This window comes from Sphingobacterium hotanense (assembly GCF_008274825.1).
Lineage (GTDB): Bacteria > Bacteroidota > Bacteroidia > Sphingobacteriales > Sphingobacteriaceae > Sphingobacterium > Sphingobacterium hotanense.
Map to the genome: position 1 here is coordinate 3,267,967 of NZ_CP030848.1, position 21,561 is coordinate 3,289,527.

General features: G+C 41.3%; 17 protein-coding genes. 11 read left to right on the forward strand and 6 right to left on the reverse strand.

Features of this window, described 5'->3' with window-relative positions:
• The first annotated feature begins 152 nt into the window (after window positions 1-152).
• Complete coding sequence (locus tag DSM08_RS13835; RefSeq protein WP_149526711.1) at window positions 153-755, forward strand: phosphatase PAP2 family protein; 603 nt, start codon at window positions 153-155, stop codon at window positions 753-755.
• Entirely contained in the window at window positions 752-1,627 is an 876-nt protein-coding gene (locus tag DSM08_RS13840) for a ZIP family metal transporter (RefSeq protein ID WP_149526712.1), read from the forward strand. The genes DSM08_RS13835 and DSM08_RS13840 overlap by 4 nt, the downstream gene beginning before the upstream one ends.
• Here the strand turns inward: DSM08_RS13840 and DSM08_RS13845 are convergent.
• Window positions 1,624-2,103, reverse strand: coding sequence for a MarR family winged helix-turn-helix transcriptional regulator (locus tag DSM08_RS13845; RefSeq protein ID WP_149526713.1), 480 nt, complete (start codon window positions 2,101-2,103; stop codon window positions 1,624-1,626). The two genes, DSM08_RS13840 and DSM08_RS13845, sit on opposite strands and share 4 nt — an antisense overlap.
• 106 nt (window positions 2,104-2,209) lie before the next feature.
• Between DSM08_RS13845 and DSM08_RS13850 the strand changes: the two genes are divergently transcribed.
• From DSM08_RS13850 to DSM08_RS13870, 5 genes are all read left to right on the forward strand, one after another.
• A complete protein-coding gene (locus DSM08_RS13850; protein WP_149526714.1) occupies window positions 2,210-2,449 on the forward strand; it encodes a FeoA family protein in 240 nt (79 codons plus the stop codon).
• A complete protein-coding gene (gene feoB, locus DSM08_RS13855) occupies window positions 2,449-4,551 on the forward strand; it encodes a ferrous iron transport protein B (RefSeq protein WP_149526715.1) in 2,103 nt (700 codons plus the stop codon). Before DSM08_RS13850 ends, feoB begins: the two co-directional genes overlap by 1 nt.
• Window positions 4,551-4,706 (forward strand): FeoB-associated Cys-rich membrane protein, encoded by a 156-nt coding sequence (locus DSM08_RS19480; RefSeq protein ID WP_223110816.1) that lies wholly within the window; start codon window positions 4,551-4,553, stop codon window positions 4,704-4,706. The genes feoB and DSM08_RS19480 overlap by 1 nt, the downstream gene beginning before the upstream one ends.
• A 233-nt stretch (window positions 4,707-4,939) precedes the next feature.
• Window positions 4,940-6,370 (forward strand): amino acid permease, encoded by a 1,431-nt coding sequence (locus tag DSM08_RS13865; RefSeq protein WP_149526716.1) that lies wholly within the window; start codon window positions 4,940-4,942, stop codon window positions 6,368-6,370.
• Between the two features lie 14 nt (window positions 6,371-6,384).
• Window positions 6,385-7,068, forward strand: coding sequence for a lysoplasmalogenase (locus DSM08_RS13870; RefSeq protein ID WP_149526717.1), 684 nt, complete (start codon window positions 6,385-6,387; stop codon window positions 7,066-7,068).
• A gap of 279 nt (window positions 7,069-7,347) precedes the next feature.
• On the opposite strand, the gene DSM08_RS13875 is transcribed toward DSM08_RS13870, so the two are convergent.
• The 3 genes from DSM08_RS13875 to DSM08_RS13885 form a co-directional block, all read right to left on the reverse strand.
• Window positions 7,348-8,502 carry an efflux RND transporter periplasmic adaptor subunit gene (locus tag DSM08_RS13875; protein WP_223110817.1) on the reverse strand — a complete coding sequence of 385 codons (1,155 nt, stop codon included), beginning with the start codon at window positions 8,500-8,502 and terminating at the stop codon, window positions 7,348-7,350.
• Between the two features lie 2 nt (window positions 8,503-8,504).
• A complete protein-coding gene (locus DSM08_RS13880) occupies window positions 8,505-12,848 on the reverse strand; it encodes a CusA/CzcA family heavy metal efflux RND transporter (RefSeq protein WP_149526718.1) in 4,344 nt (1,447 codons plus the stop codon).
• A gap of 103 nt (window positions 12,849-12,951) precedes the next feature.
• Window positions 12,952-13,347, reverse strand: coding sequence for a hypothetical protein (locus DSM08_RS13885; RefSeq protein WP_149526719.1), 396 nt, complete (start codon window positions 13,345-13,347; stop codon window positions 12,952-12,954).
• Window positions 13,348-13,605: 258 nt separating this feature from the next.
• On the opposite strand from DSM08_RS13885, the gene DSM08_RS13890 reads away from it, so the two are divergent.
• Together DSM08_RS13890 and DSM08_RS13895 are read left to right on the forward strand one after the other, a co-directional pair.
• Complete coding sequence (locus DSM08_RS13890) at window positions 13,606-15,825, forward strand: ATP-binding protein (protein ID WP_149526720.1); 2,220 nt, start codon at window positions 13,606-13,608, stop codon at window positions 15,823-15,825.
• A gap of 4 nt (window positions 15,826-15,829) precedes the next feature.
• On the forward strand, window positions 15,830-16,411 hold the full coding sequence (locus DSM08_RS13895; protein ID WP_149526721.1) for a biliverdin-producing heme oxygenase: 582 nt from the start codon (window positions 15,830-15,832) through the stop codon (window positions 16,409-16,411).
• A gap of 30 nt (window positions 16,412-16,441) precedes the next feature.
• On the opposite strand, the gene DSM08_RS13900 is transcribed toward DSM08_RS13895, so the two are convergent.
• The gene (locus tag DSM08_RS13900; RefSeq protein ID WP_246172272.1) at window positions 16,442-16,903 is read right to left on the reverse strand and encodes an Lrp/AsnC family transcriptional regulator; all 462 of its coding nucleotides are present in this window, start codon (window positions 16,901-16,903) and stop codon (window positions 16,442-16,444) included.
• 126 nt (window positions 16,904-17,029) lie between these two features.
• On the opposite strand from DSM08_RS13900, the gene rocD reads away from it, so the two are divergent.
• Together rocD and DSM08_RS13910 are read left to right on the forward strand one after the other, a co-directional pair.
• Entirely contained in the window at window positions 17,030-18,292 is a 1,263-nt protein-coding gene (gene rocD / locus DSM08_RS13905) for an ornithine--oxo-acid transaminase (RefSeq protein ID WP_149526722.1), read from the forward strand.
• A gap of 1 nt (window position 18,293) precedes the next feature.
• Entirely contained in the window at window positions 18,294-19,238 is a 945-nt protein-coding gene (locus DSM08_RS13910; RefSeq protein ID WP_149526723.1) for an arginase, read from the forward strand.
• A 343-nt stretch (window positions 19,239-19,581) separates the two neighbouring features.
• Here the strand turns inward: DSM08_RS13910 and asnB are convergent, their stop codons facing one another.
• Complete coding sequence (gene asnB, locus DSM08_RS13915; RefSeq protein ID WP_149526724.1) at window positions 19,582-21,276, reverse strand: asparagine synthase B; 1,695 nt, start codon at window positions 21,274-21,276, stop codon at window positions 19,582-19,584.
• Window positions 21,277-21,561: the final 285 nt, after the last annotated feature.

Here is a 21,561-nt window from a genome sequence, read left to right on the forward strand (position 1 = left end):
GGATTTAAACAATTAATTCGATTATTATTCTTTTTTTCCATTATTTGCCTATCTTTGTTGCAACAATGTTTCATTTGCAATAATCGAAAGGCTAGTTGCATTTTTTTTATAGATTTGGTTTGATAATTTTCAGACAAATCTATTTCATAAATATGTTAGATAAAATAATTCAATTCGATCAAGATTTTTTCCTAGCTATCAATCAAGGACTTAGCAATCCCGTTTTTGATTGGTTATTGCCGATATTACGTAATCCTTATACTTGGTCACCTCTTTACTTATTCCTGATCATCTTTTTCATTAAACATTATGGAAAAGTAGGCGTTTTGATCGTTGCTTGTACTTTAGCAACTTTTGGAATCTCGGATGCCACTTCTTCTCATTTGATTAAGAAATCGGTGAAACGGGTAAGGCCATGTAACGACGTTGTATTCAAAAATGAAGTCAACTTAAGAGCGCGCTGCGGGTCAGGCTATAGTTTTACCTCGTCCCATGCGACCAACCATTTTGCGATGGCATTCTTCTGGATTGTTCTATTCCGTAGAAAATGGCGCCATACCTTATGGTTATGCATCTTATGGGCCGCTTCAATCGCGTTTTCTCAAATCTATGTAGGTGTGCATTATCCGCTCGACATTCTCTGTGGGGCAATATTAGGCATGCTGATTGGTTTAGGAACGGGATATCTCTTTAAGCGTTTTTTTCCGAAATTTTTCGAACCCACTAACCAAATTCCAGCAACAAAACCTGCATGAGTAGTTTCCTGATTGTATCCATCTTATTTTTCTCCGCCCTAGTGGCCGGTATCGCGGTATTCTTTGTAAAAAAAGATAACACCCAGCTATTAAAACTTATCTTATCGTTCAGTGGTGCATACCTCTTCGCGATTACTGTACTTCACTTAATTCCAGAAGTTTACCATAGCGGACAGACATCAGGCGAAGTTATAGGATTATACATATTAGGAGGATTCTTATTTCAGCTTGTTTTAGAACATTTCTCTCAGGGTATCGAGCATGGACATATTCATCAACATGAGCATAAGTTTCCAATCGGAATCTTAATCAGTTTATGTTTGCATGCTTTCTTGGAAGGTTTTCCGTTAGCATCAGGGCATAGAAATGAGCTAGTATTCGGTATTGCTATTCATCATATTCCTGCTGCCTTTGCATTGGGTAGTCTACTGATTAACACCAAATTATCAAGACAAACAATCACATTATTCATTGCTGCTTTTGCTGCGATGACACCGCTAGGTTTTATTGTTAGCAAGGGGCTTTCGCAAGGCGATATTGGTAATGTTGCGCAGTATTTCGACAAGATGATGGCCGTAGTAATCGGTATCTTCTTGCACATTTCGACAACCATTCTATTTGAATCGGGATCCGCAGATCACCATACTTTCAACAAGAAGAAAATGGCGGCAGTACTCTTAGGTGTATTGGTATCATTGGCGAATTTCTTATTCCCGCACGACCACGATCATCATAATCATGGACCAGCACAGGAACAGCACGACCATTCTCATGATGGTCATGACCACTCACATGCTGAAGATGAACATAATCACGAAGGTCATGATCATGGACATGAAGGACATGACCATGATCACGACCATGCGCATTAAGCTTCGGAAGTCTCTTCCCCTTCTGGACCTCTAAACTTATCTAAAAGCGCACTTAATTGTAAGCATTCCTCTTCGGAGATGTGTTTAGGCAATAAATCGTCCAGCATCATCGTGTTTTCAATTTCTGCGAGAAGATCTAGTCCCTTTTGCGTGATTAACAAGTCTACAGCGCGCTTATCGGCACTGTTTTTCTCTCGGGTCACCAGACCTTTGCTTACAATACGATCCACCAGGCGACTGATGTCGGGTGTCTTCGTTAGCAAGCGTTCCTTAAGTAAATTGTTTGTTACCGGGTTTGGGTATTGTCCCCTCAATACCCGCAACACGTTAAACTGTTGCAGTGTCAGCTGCTTCGCACCGGCCCTCTTCTCTAATACCACATTCAGCCAGTTGCTGCTGTATATTATGTTTATAGTTGCACGATGCCAAGCACTAGCAAATTTTCTGACCTTTACTAGCTCCTCGATCTTTGGCATATTTTAATACATTAGTGTGACTTAGCTTACAAATTAAAAGATTTTAATTCTTTATATTTGCTTCCGTTGAGATATTTTTATTAAAATTTAATCTAAATAAGTACAGATGCAAGATGTGATTAGCCTAGACAAGCTAAAAATTGGTGATAGAGTCAAAATCAACGAAATACAATCCCTAGACATTCCCGCAAAATTTTATGAACTTGGTTTCTACCCGGGATCGGTTGTAGAAGTGAAACATAAAGCACCTTTAAATGGCCCGATCTGTCTAAACATCCTTGAAAACAATGCTTTAATCGCTATCCGCAAATCAGAAGCTAAACTTATCGTCGCAGAAAAAATCTAATGGCAAACCCAACAATCATTCTACTAGGGAATCCTAATGTTGGAAAAACATCCCTATTCAATCGACTTACAAAACTTAATCAAAAAGTAGGTAACTATCCAGGTATCACTGTTGAGAAACGCGAAGGTACCTTGAATGTGAACGGCAAAAAGTATCATGTTGTCGATTTGCCCGGAACATATACCTTGTTTCCGAGTTCATTAGATGAGGAAATTGTATTCAATGTTCTAAGCGACAAGAATAATCCAATATACCCAGATCTTACGCTTGTCGTAGCTGAACCATCGACCATCAAACGTTCGATTATTTTGTATCAGCAAGCTCGCGAACTGGGCGTTCCTGCCGTATTCGTCTTGAACATGATCGACGAGCTAGAAGAAAAAGGAATGCAGATCGATTTCAAGAAGCTAGAAGCTTATTTACAGACGAAAGTTTATAAGACCAATGCGCGTACTGGAAAAGGAATCGACGAATTGATCAAAGGGTTGGATCAAAAAGTAGGGCACTATTTTGGAAATTACCGCATCTCATCAGACTATCAACCCGCTATGGAAGAAGCAAAGAAGCTCTTCCCGTTAGCAACTGAATATTTAACCTGGCAGTACCTTGCCCAAGAGCAGGTAAGTATCCTACCAGCGGAAACACAACAAAAATTAGCGGAAATCAGGCAGCGTTATTCGCTTAATCCGCATGATTTACAAAAGCAAGAGTCTTTAGCGCGTCACGATCAAACAAGTCAAGATCTTGATGCCTTCATCAATAAAACGGAAAACCAGAAACTAGGAAATACAAATAGTATCGACAAGTTTTTGATGCATCCTATCTTTGGATATGTCATTTTCTTTGGGCTATTATTCCTTATTTTCCAGGCAATCTATGCCTGGTCCGGACCATTGATGGACTGGATCGACGGCGCCTTTGGTGATCTCACGGCGTTCCTCGACGATAAATTACCTGATGGCCCTTTAGCATCTTTGTTCATCTATGGTATTGTAGCAGGTATCGGCGGTATTGTTATTTTCGTACCGCAGATCGTTATTCTGTTCCTGTTTCTTTCCATTATGGAGGAGTCGGGCTATATGAGCCGCGTCGTATTCTTAATGGACCGTTGGTTAAAGCCATTTGGTCTAAACGGCAAGTCTGTAATTCCTTTGATGTCAGGTGCGGCATGTGCTATACCAGCCGTAATGTCTGCGAGAAACATTGAAAATCCAAAGGAAAGATTGCTGACGATGTTGGTCACTCCATTTATGACCTGTTCGGCACGTTTGCCAATCTATATCGTAATTATCGGGTTGGTTATCCCCGACGAGAAATTCTTAGGATTCAATATGCAAGGGATTGCCCTATTTGCCATGTATATCCTAGGTATTATCGGCGCGTTATTTTCTGCGCTTATCCTCAACAAGATTATCAAAAGCGTTCGCTCTTCTTTCCTGATCTTCGAACTACCAACTTATAAAATGCCGGATTGGAAAAATGTGGCAACGAATGTTTGGGATAAAGCATCGGGCTTCTTAATTGATGCCGGTAAAATCATATTATTAATATCCATCGTATTATGGGTATTAGGCAACTTTGGTCCGAACGACAAATTCTACAAAGCAGAAGACTATGTTGTTCAGTCAGCACCTCAGTTGGAGGGCGATGAACTAGCAAAAGCGGTATCATCTTATCAATTGGAGCACTCTTTCTTAGGCTACATCGGCATGGGTATAGAACCATTAGTACGTCCATTGGGATACGATTGGAAGATGGGTATCGGACTGATCTCGTCCTTTGCGGCGAGGGAAGTTTTCGTCGGCACTATGGCTGTGGTTTATAGCCTTGGTGATGATGTCGACATTGAAGACGACGAACAAAAGAATACGTTATTATCTAAAATGCGTTCTGAAATCAACGCAAATACCGGACAACCGGCCTATAACATGGCTTCGGGAATATCTTTATTATTGTTTTACGCCTTTGCAATGCAATGTATGGCAACCATCGCTGTTGTTCGTAAGGAAACAGGCTCATGGCGCTGGACATTGATCCAAACAGTCTTCATGACTGGGCTTGCGTATCTTGCCGCATTCATTGCGTATCAAATTTTAAAGTAATGGAACTAAGTTTAATCATCCAATACGTTATTATTTTCCTACTGTTTGTAGGGGCCTTATTTTTTATCTTCCGTTCTTTTTTTCCTGGAAAAAAGAAGAATAGCGCTGGTTGCAGCAAAGGCTGTGGCTGCTCGGTAGATATGTCTCAGAAATAAGGATTTGAGAATAAAACTTCTTTCATACCGCTGTGCTTAAGTGTTTCATGAAACCCTTAAGCACAGCGAATAGATCGGATTCGCCAAAAGCGATCCTCCCCTCTCCGAAATAATTCAGGCTCGCTATTGTTAAAATTCAAATTGAAAAATATATCTTGCAACAGAGAGCGGCCATTTAGCAGGGAAACAACCTATGCCCGTTCCTTTCATTTGCTAAAAATTAATCTATAAAAGTGCAAGAAAATCAGGACAAAGAACTTAAAAGAGGCTTAAGCAATCGCCATATTCAGCTTATTGCCTTAGGCGGAGCTATTGGTACAGGTTTATTCTTAGGCGTTGGCCAGGCAGCAATTCTTGCCGGTCCCTCCGTTATTTTAGGCTATGCAATAGCCGGATTAGTTGCCTTTTTCATCATGCGTCAGCTTGGGGAAATGGTCGTTGAAGAACCTATATCGGGTAGCTTTAGTTCCTTTGCAAATAAATACTGGGGGCCATTTGCAGGCTTTGCTTCTGGATGGAACTACTGGATTCTCTATATTCTTGTGAGTATGGCGGAATTAACCGCTATCGGCAAGTATGTTCAGTTCTGGTGGCCCGAGATTCCTTTGTGGGCATCCTCTCTTTTCTTTTTCTTCGTTATCAACGCGATCAACCTAGCTTCGGTTAAGGTCTATGGAGAGACCGAGTTCTGGTTTTCAATCGTTAAAGTACTAGCTATTATTGCGATGATCATTTTCGGCAGCTACCTGCTTATTTCAGGCAATGGCGGTGATCGAGCAACAGTAGCCAACTTGTACAATGATGGTGGTTTTCTTCCCAAAGGCTGGCTGGAATTCGATGGTGCCGGAGGCTATCAAGGATTACTCGCCGCACTGGTGATCATTATGTTCTCCTTCGGTGGATTAGAGCTCGTCGGGATCACAGCTGCAGAGGCCGAGCATCCCGAAAAGAACATCCCGAAAGCAACCAATCAAGTGCTATGGCGTATTTTAGTATTCTATGTTGGTGCTCTGTTCATCTTATTCTCTCTTATGCCATGGCGTTCTATTACAGCCGACACCAGCCCGTTTGTCGAAGTATTTGCAACCCTAAAAGGTTTTGAATTTCAACTTTTCGGAAAGACGTTCTATTTCACTACAATCATTGCAAATGCCTTAAACATTATCGTTTTAACGGCCGCTCTGTCTGTGTACAACAGTTGTGTCTACAGTAACTCCCGTATGCTTTACGGATTGGCGGAACAAGGCAATGCGCCTAAATTTCTAAAAAAACTGAACAAGAATCACTCTCCTGTTAATGCAATCCTTGTATCGGCAGCAATCGTAGCGATTACTGTCGTTATCAACAAAGTGATCCCCAAGGAAGCATTAGGAATTCTTATGTCATTGGTCGTATCTGCTTTAGTAATCAACTGGATTATGATCACATTGACACATATGTTCTTCCGTAATAAGAAAGATCAGGAAGGTATAAAGACAAAATTCCCAACCATATTCTATCCGTTGAGCAATTACTTCAGCTTAATATTCTTAGTTGGCGTTTTGGTAATGATGTGGTTTACCGGATTAAAAATCTCGGTTGAGCTTATACCACTATGGATTCTCATTCTGTTTATTAGTTATAAGCTTGTCGAACGCAATAAGGCGAAGCAATCTAGGCTATAAGGCAAAGTCAAAACTTGAAGAAAGCTATTCCTCATATCGTCTATTTTCTGCTGTTTGCTGTGCATCTCTACAGCATTATTGAAGATTTATCGACAGTTAGAATGGTCACAAAGCCTTTGATATGCATCAGCTTGATTGCCTACCTTTGGATTTCTACAGGATTAAAAAGCGTTTTCCAAAAACTCATTGCTGGAGGTTTATTCTTCGGCTGGCTAGGCGACATTTTTCTGATGTTGCCCAACAAGTTCTTGTTTGGATTGGCAGCATTTCTGATCGGACATATTTTGTATGTCATCGCTTTTATTAGGCAGACTTCGCCATTTGCATTAAGCCGAGATAAACTATACATCTTAGTAGCCGGTTTCTTAGCCGTCTATTCGTATTATTTCTATACGATTCTAGCGCCCAGCCTTGGGGTAGAAAAGTACCCCGTAATTGCTTACATTATTGTTATTGCACTAATGGGGCTCTTTTCTTACACTAGGAAGCATCAGACCAATACAAGCAGTTTCTTGCTCATATTCTTTGGCGCACTGCTGTTCATTGTTTCCGATTCTATCCTTGCCGCCAACAAATTTGTCGCCTATATCGCCAATTCGGGTCTTATGATTATGTGCACCTATATGTTAGCACAATATGCTATTACCCTTGGAACGGTCGTCGACAATCAAGATGTTCGACGCAACCCGCTTGGCTAGTTAAAGTGTGAAACAGCACCCAACTATTAAAATCTCCGTAGGTCTTTTCTTCAAGAAATCAAAGAGCGATACTGATCGAATCCTCACGGAAGGTCATGTCATCTCATTGGATTTATTGCAACCCAAATCGAACGCTACAGACCAAAACTAGCACAGTTTTCTTGTAAAAAGAACTATTAAAAACACAAACTTTCTTACATCCAAGATTTCTTCTTATGTGTACAATATCACTTAAGAATCTTGATTCTCTCACATTGTAACAATGCTTCAAAGACTCAACTAATCTTCACCCTCCGTATTCTTTAGCTTCATCAACAGTGTATATGCATTTTTAATCACGATATTCTTCCCTGCTAATTCAGCTGCATTCATCACTTGCACATAACCATTTTCTTCCAGACCAATTTCAACGGGTACTAGTCGGTAAACTTGCTTCGACTCCTCCACAAATAGGAAATTCTTGCCCTCGAAATTTACCACACTCTCCGCCGGAACCGCATCTTCAAAGGAAGTCGCTACAGCAATTTCAGCATTCATATAGCTACCAGGGACCAGACGCCTGTCGTTGCCAACCAACGCGCATTGCACGGTTGCCATTCCTTCTTCATCAATGTTTCTACTGATTAATTGTATAGTTCCCTCATAGCGCTTCTCCGGCTCCGTATTATTAAAGGCGGATAGTCGCTGTCCAATAGTCAACTTCTGCAGGTCTTTCTCGAACACTGATAAATTCAGATATACCCGATCCGGATTTACCAACTCGAAGAGCACATCGGAAGCTGTTACATATTTGCCGATATTCACATTGATCTTACTAACATAGCCTGTTATACTGCTGTAAAGAGGCGCGCTCTTCGTAATTCGCTCAGCACTCACATGTGCTGGATTGATATTGACCAATCGTAAAGACTGTGCAATAGCGTTCATCTGTATTTGTTGATTGTCCATCTCGGCCTTAGCCAACTGCATCACTTTGTCACTACTTGCCTTTGATTCATTTAAAGTCTTTTGCCTATTAAAATCAAGCTCTGCAAACTGATATTTGGACTTGGCTGTCAAGTAATCCTGTTGAAGCTTAATGAACTCAGGATTCTCTATAGTTGCTATTACTTGTCCATTCGAAACAGGCATACCCGCTATGAGGTTGGTGCTTTTTAGATATCCGCCCAACGCAGCGCTTACCGACTGAATATTTTGAGGTGGCACATCTATTTTTCCATTTAAGCGGAGTATCTGCGAGATTGATTGATTTGATAAGGTCATTGTCTCGATTGGTGCATTCTTTAGCTGAGCATCTGTCAACTTCACCACATTTACATCTCCCGGATTTTGTTGTATAGTCTGCTGCTGCTGGTTGTCCTGCTCATTACAAGAAACCATGATGACAAAGAAAAACATCAGCAGGGCTTTATAATTTGATTCAATAAATTTCATTTCTATTGTTCTAATTGTTGATATATTATTTGAACGATGTCTTCATTTAGGCGCCATAAGGCTTCGACATATCCACTTTTCACTGCCACATATTGATTGACCAGCATCACAAACTCTAAATAATTAATCTCACCAGAAAGGAACTGTCGATTCGCAGTTTCTAAGATTAATTGTGCATTCTTTAAATCAACTTGCTCAAATCGCGTAACTATGGACAGGCTGTTTTCATAAGATTGCAATAGCTGTTCTCGCTGTATTTTTAGCGCTCGGTCGATATACTGGTATTCATTATATACAATACGCTCGTTGATTTTTGCAGCTTGGATGCGTGCTTTTTGCCCTGAGGAAAATATCGGCAGGGAGAAACCAATCTGTACAGATTGAAACTGAGGTGTCATACCATAATACTTTCCATCAGCGCCGACCCCTTTGAAACTGTTTAGGTTATAACCTACCTGCAATTCTGGAAGCAATTTCATTCTTTCAGCGCCCGTTTGTTTTGCACTTACCATTTGCTTTTGTTCTATAACTTGAAGCAATGGATGTAGGGTATCATGCCTAACGAGTTTTAGTCGCCGCTCCCTACTGTCTGGCGCGTAAGGAATATCAGAATTTAACAGCCATTGCAAACGCGACTGTAACCGCTTCATTTCAGCCTTGACCTGTTCTTGTTGCAATAGGATTGCGGATTCTTGATTTATCGCTGTCGCACGCTCTAAAACATTTGATTCACCGGCTTGCTCCCGCAAGGAAGCTTTCTTCAAAAAATCGGCATAAAGCTTATGTATTTCTTCTAAAATACCTGCCTTCTCTGACCAATACAGCAAACCATAATAGGCTAAACTAACCTCACGTTTCAAATCAAAAGCAGTAAGCTCGACTTGAAGCTCAGACTCCTTCCAAGTTTCACGATAGAGTCCCTTCAGCTGTTTATAAACTGAGGGAAATGCAAAGCTCTGTGAAGCAGAGAACATCAGATCATTGTTCGTAGAATTGATCTGCCCGAATTCGCTGCTGATAGCTAAATGAGGGATATCGGCAGAGGAGCTACGAATTAATGCTTTAGCATGCTCGGCTCTTAATCTTTCATTCTTCAGTTGACCGTTATTTTCAACAGCTATTTGCAGCGCTTGTTCTAAGCTAATAGTCGTCTGTCCTTGTAAGTTCGGAACTATAGATAGACTAAGAAACAACAAGATTATCGCTTTAGTTTGACCCTTCATCTTCTTCGTTTTAAAGCCTTTCTCTAGTGTCACAAATAATAGCGGCAAGACAAATAAGGTTAATAGCGTTGCTATTAAGAGCCCTCCAATGACCACTGTCGCTAAGGGACGTTGAACTTCCGCACCTGCGCCATTACTCAACGCCATAGGAATAAAACCGAAGGATGCGACGAAGGCGGTCATCAATACCGGACGCAGCCGACTTTCTCCAGCATCGATTACAATTCGGACAATATTCTTTAACCCCTGTTTTCGCAGTCTGTTAAATTCTGAAATCAGCACAATCCCGTTCAGTACAGCAACTCCAAATAGAGCAATGAATCCTATTCCTGCACTAATACTGAATGGCATACCGCGAAGCGCCAGCAGAAAGACCCCGCCAATAATCGATAATGGAATTGCCGTATAGATCAGCACGCTTTCTCTAATCGACTTAAACGCTAGAAACAACAGGATAAATATTAAGGCTAATGCTACCGGAACCGCAATCATCAACCGCTGTTTGGCATTATTCAGATTCTCAAAGGAACCTCCATAGCTTATGGTATAGCCTGGTGGAAGTGTGATATGTTGTTCTACCTTCGTTTTCAACTCTTCAACGATGCTTTGCACATCTCGACCGTTAATATTAAAGCCAATCACGATACGACGTTGCGCATTCTCGCGCTGGATTTGATTTGGTCCTTCAACAATATCGACGCTTGCCAATTGCGACAGCGGAATCTGATTCCCTGTTGCCGTTGGAATTAAGAGCTGGCGAATCTGATTCAAATTCAGACGATGTGAGGCATCCAGACGAACGACCATATCAAAGCGTTTTTCCCCCTCGAACAGCATTCCGGCTTGTTGCCCTGCAAATGCCGCATTTACAACCCTATTCACCTCAGCAATTGATAATCCATACTGCGCTATAAGCGGTCGGTTGTATTTTATAACCACCTGCGATAAACCTGCTATCGGCTCGATATATAAGTTCTGTGTGCCCGCAACGCTCTCCACGAGCTTCCTGACCTGCTCCGCTTGATCAGTCAATATTTCAAAGTCCTCACCAAATATCTTGAGCACGACATCCTGGCGCGCCCCGGTCATCAATTCATTGAAACGCATCTGTACAGGATATTGGAACCCAACAGTAATTCCCGGCACATCCTCTAAGGCAGTGGACATCTTTTCAGCAAGCGCTGGAAAAGTCTTTGCCGAAACCCAATCTTCCTTATCCTTCAAAATCACCATCATATCCGATGCTTCCATTGGCATCGGGTCTGTAGGTACCTCTCCACTGCCAATTTTTGTAACGACTTTTTCGACTTCAGGAAAGCGGCTTAGGAGTATATGCGAGGCCTTCTGCGTACTTTCTATCGTGGTCTGCAAATTGCTACCTGGAAGAACGCGCGTGTCGACAGCAAAATCCCCTTCTTCTAATGAAGGAATGAACTCCCCTCCCATTCGACTGAGAATGAATAAGGCAGCAACAAATAAAACCAGAACAACAGCGAACACCGTCTTGGGAATTCTCAATACCTTCAATAACGTTTTTAGATAGATAGTCTCAAGCTTCTTCATCATGCGATCGGAAAATGAAGGCTTCAGACTGCGCTTGCGAAGAAGAATTGCACTCATCATCGGTATATAGGTAAGTGATAACAGGAACGCCCCGAACAATGCAAAAGCAACAGTTTCCGCCATAGGTTTGAACATTTTACCCTCAATACCTTGAAGTGTTAAGATTGGGAGATAAACTATTAGAATAATTAATTGACCAAATACCGCACTGTTCATCATCCTCCCTGCAGATTCACTGACCACAGCATCCATTTCCTTAACCGGAATTTTAAGCATATTTCGATACTTCGGATGCAGCAGCAGCTGATGCATTACCGCCTCCACGATAATAACAGCACCATCGATGATCAATCCAAAATCTAGAGCACCTAGGCTCATCAAATTCCCACTCACTCCAAATAGATTCATCATACAAATCGCAAAGAGCATCGCCAAAGGAATAACGGAAGCAACCAATAACCCTGCTCGCAGATTTCCTAAGAAAATCACGAGGACGAATACCACAATTAGCGCACCTTCTAAGAGATTCTTCTCCACCGTACTGATGGCGTTATCCACCATCTTGGTCCGATCAAGAAATGGTTCAAGTATGACCCCTTCAGGCAGTGTTTTCTGAATCTCAACGACCTTCTCTTTAACTGCATTAATTACTTCGCTACTGTTCGCGCCTTTCAGCATCATAACAACCGCGCCTGAAACTTCGCCCATATCATTGTAGGTCATCGCTCCATAACGTGTGGCATGGCCGATCTTCACCTCTGCTACATCTCGGAGAAAGAGTGGACTTTGCCCGGACGAACGATGTATGGCAATCTGCTCAATATCCGATACAGATTCGACCAGCCCCTCGCTACGGATATATAAAACGGTAGGCCCCTTTTCAATATAAGCCCCTCCAGTATTCTGATTGTTATCATTTACCGCATTAAAAACATCGTTGATACTGATTCCGAATGCATTTAATTTATCCGTGTTAACTGCAATTTCGTATTGCTTCAACTTCCCACCAAAACTACTCACCTCCGCAACGCCTTTTACTCCCATGAGCTGCCGCCGGATAATCCAATCTTGAATTGTACGAAGCTCTGTTACATTGTATTTCTTTTCGTAGCCCGCCTTAGGACGAACGACATATTGAAAGATCTCACCTAACCCGGTAGAGATAGGCCCCAATTCTGGTGTTCCGATACCTTCAGGTATTTCTTGTTGCACCTGTTGCAGACGCTCAGCAACTTGCTGCCGCGCCCAATAGATATCGACATCATCTTCAAACACTATAGTAACTAAGGATAATCCAAACCGCGAAAAACTCCGTATCTCTTTACGACCGGCAATGTTGCTGTTCGCTTGTTCAATAGGAAATGTGATGAGACGTTCAATATCCGATGCGCCGAATGACGGCGCAACTGTAATAACTTGCACTTGGTTATTGGTAATATCGGGAACCGCATCTATCGGTAACTTCGTTACCTGATAAGCTCCTACCCCAATAAGTCCAAAAACCAACAATGCTATAATGAGCTTATTCCGTATGGAAAACTCAATAATCTTAGTAAGCATAACTGATTATTTTTATTAACTCTTTAATTAGAAAATAGGCCTACAGCAATCCATCGACCTAAATGAAAAGTCAGGCGAATACACGCAAGGCTGTAGGATAGAGTTAAACGATTCTTGGCGGTTGCCAAATATTGGATAGGTAGGAAGATACGATCAAACGATCGTCTGCGAAGGGTATCTTCGTTTCTGGAACATCCTGATCCATCTTTATCACCTCAAGCTTGCACACTGTAGGCGAAAGGAAGATGAAATTCAATGTTGACGAATGTACCATAAATGGCAATCTCTTATCTTGATCATAATCTTCATCTTGAGGATGGTTTTCTAAATGATCATCTGCATAATGAATAGCCATGAATGATGAGAGGCTAAGCGTAGCGTTCCGCGTCTTATGTTCCAAATAATGTTCAATCAGCAGTGGTAGTTTCAGCAACTGAATCAATTCAGTGGTTGAAAACACATATACTGACAAAAACAAAATTGCAAACAATTTTCTCATTAAATCAAATTTAAACATTATAATAAACAATGCTTAAAACTGAAAACAATTTATATCCATTCAAAATAAAAGGCCTTACCCCTATTACATTATCCGTCTTTACAAAAATTTCCAGATTGCCTGCAACTTTTTCGCTACAATATATAAAATCGGTAAAATCTGGAAAAATTGACTATCTTGTCGAATAAACTCTATAAAATGCCCACACACCATTTTTTAGATAGTGATCACTATTAACTATTTCTTCTAACGTAAGACATGATTTTTGATGCCCAAAAATGCGAGGATGAAAAAATTCATCTACTTGGACTTGTTCAGCCTATTGGTTTCTTAGTCATTATAGACCGAGAGCAGAATATCTTAGCACATAGCGACATCCCGGCGACCGCCCAATGCGTATATAATACGACCGAAATCGTTGGCAAAAGGGTGTCTGACGTCATTGTAGAAGAATGGAAAGAATTAAATCTACAGCTAGAAGCAGCATTACAGAGCATTGAAAAACAAAACACACTACGTTTTTCAGAGGAAATAATGCTTGGAGATACCGCATTTTACATTTCCGTATATGGCGTCAACGATCTTTTCCACTTGGAATTTGAAATAAAGCCTCTATATAAATCCGCTCAGAATCTATCATTCAATAGTCATCTAAACACGCTATCCCGCTCCTCCGATACCTTATGGCAAGAGCTTTCGCGAATAATTAGCGAGCTTCTTCCTTACGAACGTATCATGGTCTACAAGTTTAATGAGGACAGCAGCGGAATAGTAGTTGCCGAAACTGTGGCCAACGAACAACTTGAACGATTCCTCGGGTATAACTATCCAGAATTCGACATTCCGAAGCAGGCACGCGAATTATACAGCAAGAATCATCTTCGTTTTATCGTGGATGCTACTGCTAAACCGACCACATTAAAAACAGCAGCTAACAGAGAGTTTGACCTACAACAAGTAGCCATTCGCTCATTATCCCCAATTCATCTCCAATATTTGCAAAATGCAGGTTTCAAATCCAGTTTAAGCATCTCTATTATGGTGATGGGAAAACTATGGGGATTAGTATGTTGCCAACATCCCGAAGCGCTACACGTTGATTTGCAGCAGAGAAATCTAGCATTGACAGCAACGCATTACGCTGCGGCACACTTCCAGCATCTCAAGAATGAAAAACGCTTAGTTTACATGGAGGATGCCCTGAACTTGGAACTCAAGATAAAGGAAACTATACTGCTGAAAAACAACGTCTATCAGCAGTTGAAAGCCTACAGTGCGGATCTGAATGAATTTATGCAGAGCGACGGTTTTGCTCTGATACAGGATAATGATATCCATATCTTTGGTTCTACGCCTCCGCGCATGCATATTGCAGCTTTTGTTGATGCCATAAGGAAGCACAAACCCAACATCTACCTCTCCAATCATCATCATACTGATTCTATAGAAGGTGTGAAGACTAGTTTCAAAGAATTTCCAGGCATAGCCTGTCTTCCAATCATTGGTCCCCTAGGATTTCATCTGATCTGGTTTAGAAGAGAGATAGAAACAGTCAAAAAATGGGCAGGAAAACCTGAAAAAAACTACACATTCGACGAAAAGTCGAACAGTACTGTACCGTCCCCACGAACTTCTTTCGACGTTTGGATGGAGCAGGTGAAAGGTACATCAGCCAAATGGACATTCCGCGAATCACATTTCATCGGACGCCTGAGGGATTTATTACAAGAAACTTTACTTAAAAAAGCGTCTGAGATATCAAACCTTAATGAGCAGTTGATCGAGATGAATAATGCCCTCGACACTTATTCTTATACCATCAGTCATGATTTGAAAAATCCCCTATCAGCTATCAAGCTATCCGGAGAATTTCTACGCAGTAAGGACAATGTCCCTGACCAAATGCGCAAGCGCATGACGACTAACATCTTAGATGGCGTGGATACGATTGTTAATATGTTAGATAAGATTCATGAGTTTTCCAAAGCAAATGTGTTTCAATATGAGCCCGAACTAATCAATACCGACAAGTTCATTGAGGAAATCGTCATCCACAGCAAAGAACGGTTCTCGGCAAATAATACAACTGTTTTCTGTAAAGAACTTTTACCTGTTTGTGGTGAAAAGACATTGGTCTATCAACTATTCCTCAACATTATCGGCAATGCGATTAAATACTCGGCAAAAGCAGACCAACCCTTTGTGGAGATTCAATCTTACATGGAAAACAATGGTGTAATTTATGTCATTAAGGATAATGGCATTGGGATGGCTAAGGAAGAATTGGACACGATATACGAGATTTTTAAACGCATGTCAAATTCCGCAGGATTCGACGGATCTGGTGTTGGGATGGCGATAGTAAAAAGAATCGTCGATAAACTAGGTATCAAGATATCTATTCAAAGTAACTTAGGAATGGGTACTGAAATTCATCTCTATTTTCCAAATCATAACGTTGTCTCAATTCAAAAATAAAAACATGGCGAACCTTTCTGAAATCCTGAAGTCGGAAACTTTAACATCTCATAAGCAAGTAGAGAAACTTGTTATCGATCAAATCAAGAAGATAAATAATGAGGATGACTATATAGCCTTGCTAGAGAAATTCTATTTGTTCTATCAGGGGATTGAGGAATTGAGTTTTCCATATCTGCAGGAGCAGCAAGCTGCCGCAGAACTTTGTGAAAAAAGATCTCCACTTATTTTACAGGATTTTGAGGAACTGCAAACAGGTAAAGCCATAGCCATTGGTGGACTCTCGGCACTGCCGATTCCACAAAATTATCCCGAAGCATTAGTGGCTCTATATGTATTAGAAGGCTCTTCGCTAGGCGGCCCCTACATTGCAAAAATGCTAGAAAAAAGAGGGATTCAACGCGGGCTTAACTTTTTCAGAGGCGATCAGGCTGACTTTATGCAACATTGGCAACAATTTAAGAATCTACTTAATGAAATTCCGGAAACTACAGATTACGAACATCTTACAGATTTCAGTAATGCCGTATTTACCGGATTCGGAAAGATCTTAGACAAGAATTATCAGCTAGCCTACTCCAGCTAATACTTAGAAGCATTCCCTCGCTAATAGGCCCTAGAGAATAACATTGCGCTTAAAGGCGCATCCTAATTCTATAATTGAGTCTGTCTTTGCTATCCCTGGTATATTATCTATTTTTTCATAGAGCAACTGCCGCATATGCTCATGATTCTTAGCTATGATCTTGATGTATAGCGTGTAATTACCGGTGATGTAATAACACTCGGTAACCTCCGGAATCTTTTGTAACTCTTCAATAACCCGCTTCGAGTCGCCATCTTTTTCCAAACTTATCCCTGTAAAAGCGCCCCAATCATAGCCTAACGCCTTCTCATTCAGCACAGGTCTTACCCCTTCCAAAATCCCCTGCTCAGTCAATCTGTTGATTCTTTGATGAACCATGGTATTCGAAACGCCCAATTCAGTCGCGATTGCAGAATAGGCTATTCGACCATCCCGCTCAAGAATCTTTAGGATATTTACATCAAACTCGTCTAGTTTATTTATGCTATTCATAGGTTTATGCTGACGTTAATTTAACTCAAAAATACAAACAATAAAGTCAAATTACATACTGAAATGTTGTTTTTGAATAAAAATAACTTAATTTTGGTTTTCGAACCTACGTAAAAAATAACAATTATGAATATCTCTAGTAAAAATCTCAACGCTCAGCACTTTATTGACTTAGAAGAAAAATATGGAGCACATAACTATCATCCTCTGCCCGTTGTATTAGAAAAAGGTGAAGGCGTATTTGTGTGGGATGTTGAAGGCAAAAGATATTATGACTTCCTTTCAGCATACTCAGCGGTCAATCAAGGACATTGCCATCCACGCATTATCAATGCGCTAAAATCGCAAGCAGAAAAACTAACACTTACCTCTCGTGCATTCTACAACAATAAGCTCGGCGAGTTGGAAGAGTTCCTATGCAATCTATTCGGATTTGACAAGGCATTGATGATGAACTCAGGTGTGGAAGCGGTGGAGACTGCGATGAAGCTATGTAGAAAATGGGCATACCAAGTGAAGGGTCTTCCGGAAAACAGTGCGAAGATAGTATTTGCTAAAGATAATTTCCATGGCAGAACATTATCTGTAATCTCCGCTTCAAACGACAGCACGGCGACTACGAACTTTGGCCCTTTCCTAGAGGGTATTGTTCAGGTGCCATACAACGATATCAAAGCTTTCGAAAGCTTGCTAAAATCTGACCCACATATCGCGGGTTTTATTGTAGAACCTATACAAGGCGAGGCTGGCATCATCGTACCTAGCGAGGACTACCTACAGCAAGTAAGAGCGTTGTGTTCACAATATAATGTTCTATTCATCGCAGATGAAATCCAAACCGGAATAGCACGTACCGGAAGCATGCTTGCCTCATACGATATAAACGATAAGGATTCAAAGAGTAAACCAGATGTCATTATCCTGGGCAAAGCTTTGTCCGGAGGTGTGCTGCCTGTGTCTGCGGTGTTAGCAAATGATGAAGTGATGTTGACCATCAAACCTGGAGAACATGGATCTACTTATGGAGGTAACCCGCTTGCCTGTGCGGTAGCATTGGAAGCTGTTAAAACGGTTATCGATGAAGACCTTGCCAATCGTGCCGAAGAAATGGGCAAACTTTTCAGAGCAGGCTTGACCGATATCGCAACACGCTGCAAACTCATCACTACCGTACGCGGAAAAGGATTGCTAACAGCTATCGTGATAGATGCAGCTGAAGATGATGATACCGCTTGGAACATCTGCTTAGCCTTTAAAGAAAACGGACTATTGGCGAAACCTACGCATGGTAATAAAATACGCTTAGCTCCCCCTTTGGTCATTACAAAAGAACAAATCGAGGAATGTCTTCACATTATCGAAAAGTCTTTAGTTAACTTTGCATCATAATATGGAAAGACCAATTGAACTGATCAAGAACAGGTCGGATATCGGTGCTGGCACACGCGGTGCCGACTTGGGGATTGATGCAATGGAAATTGCAGCAATCAATAAGGGGAGCTTCTTTTTCAAAAAACATCCATTTATCGACGTGCCGACCCGAAACGAATCGGTTTACGAAATCGAAGGGAACACCTGCGCAAAGCACATCAAACAGATTTACCAGCAGTGTAAAGATCTGTGTTCTATCGTCGAGAATAGCCTGATGAAGGCAAACTTCCCACTTGTTTTCTCGGGAGACCATTCCTCAGCTATTGGAACAGTAGCCGGTATTCGTGCGAAATTCCCAAACAAGAAATTAGGGATTATATGGATCGACGCACATGCGGATATACATTCGCCATATACCACCCCATCAGGAAATATGCATGGGATGCCAATTGCGGCGATCCTAGGTATCGATAATACCTCTGCACAAAAAAACGACATCAATCCGGAAACGCAGGCCTATTGGAATAAACTGAAAGCGATGAGCGACCACGGCACGCGGGTCGAAAAAGAACATATTGTTTATTTCGGTGTGCGTGATACAGAGATCGAGGAAGACCAACTCATTGAAAAACTAGGCATCAAAAACTATAAAGTAGATGAGGTCAGAAGAAAAGGAATACCTGCTTGCATCGCAGAATGCCAAGAAAGACTAGCCGACTGCGACATTCTTTACGTTTCCTTCGACGTCGATAGCATGGACAGCGATCTAGTATCCGAAGGTACAGGCACGCCGGTACCAAAAGGCTTTCTCCCTAGCGAGGTCCAAGAGATTATTATCGACCTGATGAAGGATGAACGCGTAAAGTGTTTTGAAATTGTCGAGGTCAACCCTCTACTGGATAAACAAGGAAATAAGATGGCCGAAATAGCTTTCGAGATTTTAGAAAAAACCTTTGGGGTTTAGATTTTAGATATTAGATTTTAGACATTAGACTTTGTATGGCGCCGATTAGGCGCCATTCTTTTTTGATATCAGTTATGATATTTTGATGTGGTCTGAGCTTTTACTTTGAACTGGAAGGGAGGATTGTTTTGAACCAAAAAAGGAAAGTATGTTTTGAAGGAGTGCTTTTTGTTTTGAACCAGGAAAGGAAGGATGTAAGGATGAACAGGATCCTGTCAATCTTTATATCCTTCCTTTCTTGGTTCAGAAACAGCCCCATTTTTTCTTTCAACATGATCCTGCCAATCCTTACATCCTTCCTTTCCTGATTCAAAGACACCCGACATACTCTAATGTCTAAAATCTAATGTCTAATATCTAAAACAGAAACTTTCTCATAACTCTCATTATGCACTGATGCTACTGCTCTACCCGACGGGTCATTTAAGTTCTGGAATGAAGCGTCCCATAATAAAGCCTCGGGCGTGCTGCATGCCACTGATTTAACGGAAGGCACGGTCTTCGCTGCTGCATCCGAAGGGAAGTGTGATTCAAAGATACTGCGGTATAGATATTCCTCTTTATTTTTCGGTGTATTGATAGGGAAACGGCTTGCCGCTGTTTCGAAGTCTGTGTCGCTCACTAAGCGTTCGGCTTGTTCTTTCAGCGTGTCGATCCACGAATAGCCTACTCCATCTGAAAACTGCTCCTTCTGGCGCCAAGCGATGCTCTCTGGCAGATAATCCTCGAATGCCTTACGGACTACCCATTTCTCCATACGTCCATCTTTAATCATCTTATCTTCCGGGTTGATGCTCATCGCGATATCCATAAACTCCTTGTCCAAAAACGGCACCCTTCCTTCAACTCCCCAAGCGGCGAGTGATTTGTTAGCACGTAGACAATCGTATAGATACAGCTTTTTCAGCTTGCGAACCGTTTCCTCATGAAACTCTTGTGCGTTTGGTGCCTTATGGAAATACAGGTAACCACCGAATAACTCATCCGACCCTTCTCCCGACAATACCATCTTAATACCCATAGACTTGATTACGCGGGCCAGAAGATACATGGGCGTCGAAGCGCGAATGGTAGTCACATCATAGGTTTCCAGATGGTAGATTACATCTCGAATGGCATCCAATCCCTCCTGTATGGTGAAGTTCACCTCATGGTGGATAGTGCCGATATGGTCTGCTGCCTTTTGTGCGGCGATAAGATCCGGTGAGCCTACCAATCCCACAGCGAAGGAATGCAATTGTGGATACCATGCATCTTCCTGATCTTGGCTCTCAATACGTTTCGATGCAAATTTCTTGGTTACAGCTGCAATGACTGAGGAATCTAATCCTCCCGATAATAGCACACCATAGGGAACATCCGACATAAGCTGACGATGCACCGCATCTTCCAGTCCCTTTCTCAATACTGCAATGTCCGTTGCTGCATCCTTCACTGTATCATAGGATTCCCAATCACGGCTGTACCAACGTTGTGGTGTTAAGCCCTCCTTGCTGTATAGATAATGTCCTGGAGGAAACTGATCTATTTCTACACAAAAACCTTCCAGAGATTTCAGTTCAGATGCAACAAAAAGCTGTCCGAACTCATCTTTACCGTAATATAGTGGGATGATTCCCATGTGGTCACGGGCGAAGAAGAAAGAATCGTCACGTCCATCATATAAAGCGAACCCAAAGATTCCGTTTAATTCCTCGACAAAAGAAGGACCTTTTTCCAAGTATAATGCCAATACAACTTCTGAATCAGACTGCGTTGAAAACTGATAATTTGGTAGAGAATTTCGTAGGTCTTGGTGGTTATAGATCTCTCCATTTACAGCTAATACAACTTGTCCATCAGGGCTGAACAAAGGCTGACTTCCCGACTTAGGGTCAACAATCGCTAATCGCTCATGAGCTAAAATAGCACGGTCAGAACTAAAGATTCCTGACCAATCCGGTCCTCTATGACGAATTCTTTTCGACATCTCTAATACCTGAGGCCTTAAACCCTCAGCGGACTGTTTCAAATCAAATGCACCTACGATTCCACACATAAAATTTCAATTTTAATATCTAATGCTTGTTTTTGTTTAATTAATGATACAAAGTAAACGATTAAATAATTAATATCATAATGTTTTTTAAATTTTATTGAAATATTAATAATATAAATACATTTTTGTTAACGTTTTGATACGAAAAAGAACGTTTCATTAAAACAAAGAACAACAAACTTGAAAAGACAGCGCTACGTCTCACTCCCCTTTCAAAGCCCTTTCAAACCCAATATAAAACCCAATCAAACCCGCTTCGAAAGGGTTATGATTGGGCTTTATATG

Bases quoted from the DNA above. Each gene is read 5' to 3' on its own strand.
- DSM08_RS13835 (WP_149526711.1), top strand. From the start codon at position 153: ATGTTAGATAAAATAATTCAATTCGATCAAGATTTTTTCCTAGCTATC.
- DSM08_RS13840 (WP_149526712.1), top strand. From the start codon at position 752: ATGAGTAGTTTCCTGATTGTATCCATCTTATTTTTCTCCGCCCTAGTG.
- DSM08_RS13845 (WP_149526713.1), bottom strand. From the start codon at position 2,103: ATGCCAAAGATCGAGGAGCTAGTAAAGGTCAGAAAATTTGCTAGTGCT.
- DSM08_RS13850 (WP_149526714.1), top strand. From the start codon at position 2,210: ATGCAAGATGTGATTAGCCTAGACAAGCTAAAAATTGGTGATAGAGTC.
- feoB (WP_149526715.1), top strand. From the start codon at position 2,449: ATGGCAAACCCAACAATCATTCTACTAGGGAATCCTAATGTTGGAAAA.
- DSM08_RS19480 (WP_223110816.1), top strand. From the start codon at position 4,551: ATGGAACTAAGTTTAATCATCCAATACGTTATTATTTTCCTACTGTTT.
- DSM08_RS13875 (WP_223110817.1), bottom strand. From the start codon at position 8,502: ATGAAATTTATTGAATCAAATTATAAAGCCCTGCTGATGTTTTTCTTT.
- DSM08_RS13880 (WP_149526718.1), bottom strand. From the start codon at position 12,848: ATGCTTACTAAGATTATTGAGTTTTCCATACGGAATAAGCTCATTATA.
- DSM08_RS13885 (WP_149526719.1), bottom strand. From the start codon at position 13,347: ATGAGAAAATTGTTTGCAATTTTGTTTTTGTCAGTATATGTGTTTTCA.
- DSM08_RS13890 (WP_149526720.1), top strand. From the start codon at position 13,606: ATGATTTTTGATGCCCAAAAATGCGAGGATGAAAAAATTCATCTACTT.
- DSM08_RS13895 (WP_149526721.1), top strand. From the start codon at position 15,830: ATGGCGAACCTTTCTGAAATCCTGAAGTCGGAAACTTTAACATCTCAT.
- DSM08_RS13900 (WP_246172272.1), bottom strand. From the start codon at position 16,903: ATGAATAGCATAAATAAACTAGACGAGTTTGATGTAAATATCCTAAAG.
- rocD (WP_149526722.1), top strand. From the start codon at position 17,030: ATGAATATCTCTAGTAAAAATCTCAACGCTCAGCACTTTATTGACTTA.
- DSM08_RS13910 (WP_149526723.1), top strand. From the start codon at position 18,294: ATGGAAAGACCAATTGAACTGATCAAGAACAGGTCGGATATCGGTGCT.
- asnB (WP_149526724.1), bottom strand. From the start codon at position 21,276: ATGTGTGGAATCGTAGGTGCATTTGATTTGAAACAGTCCGCTGAGGGT.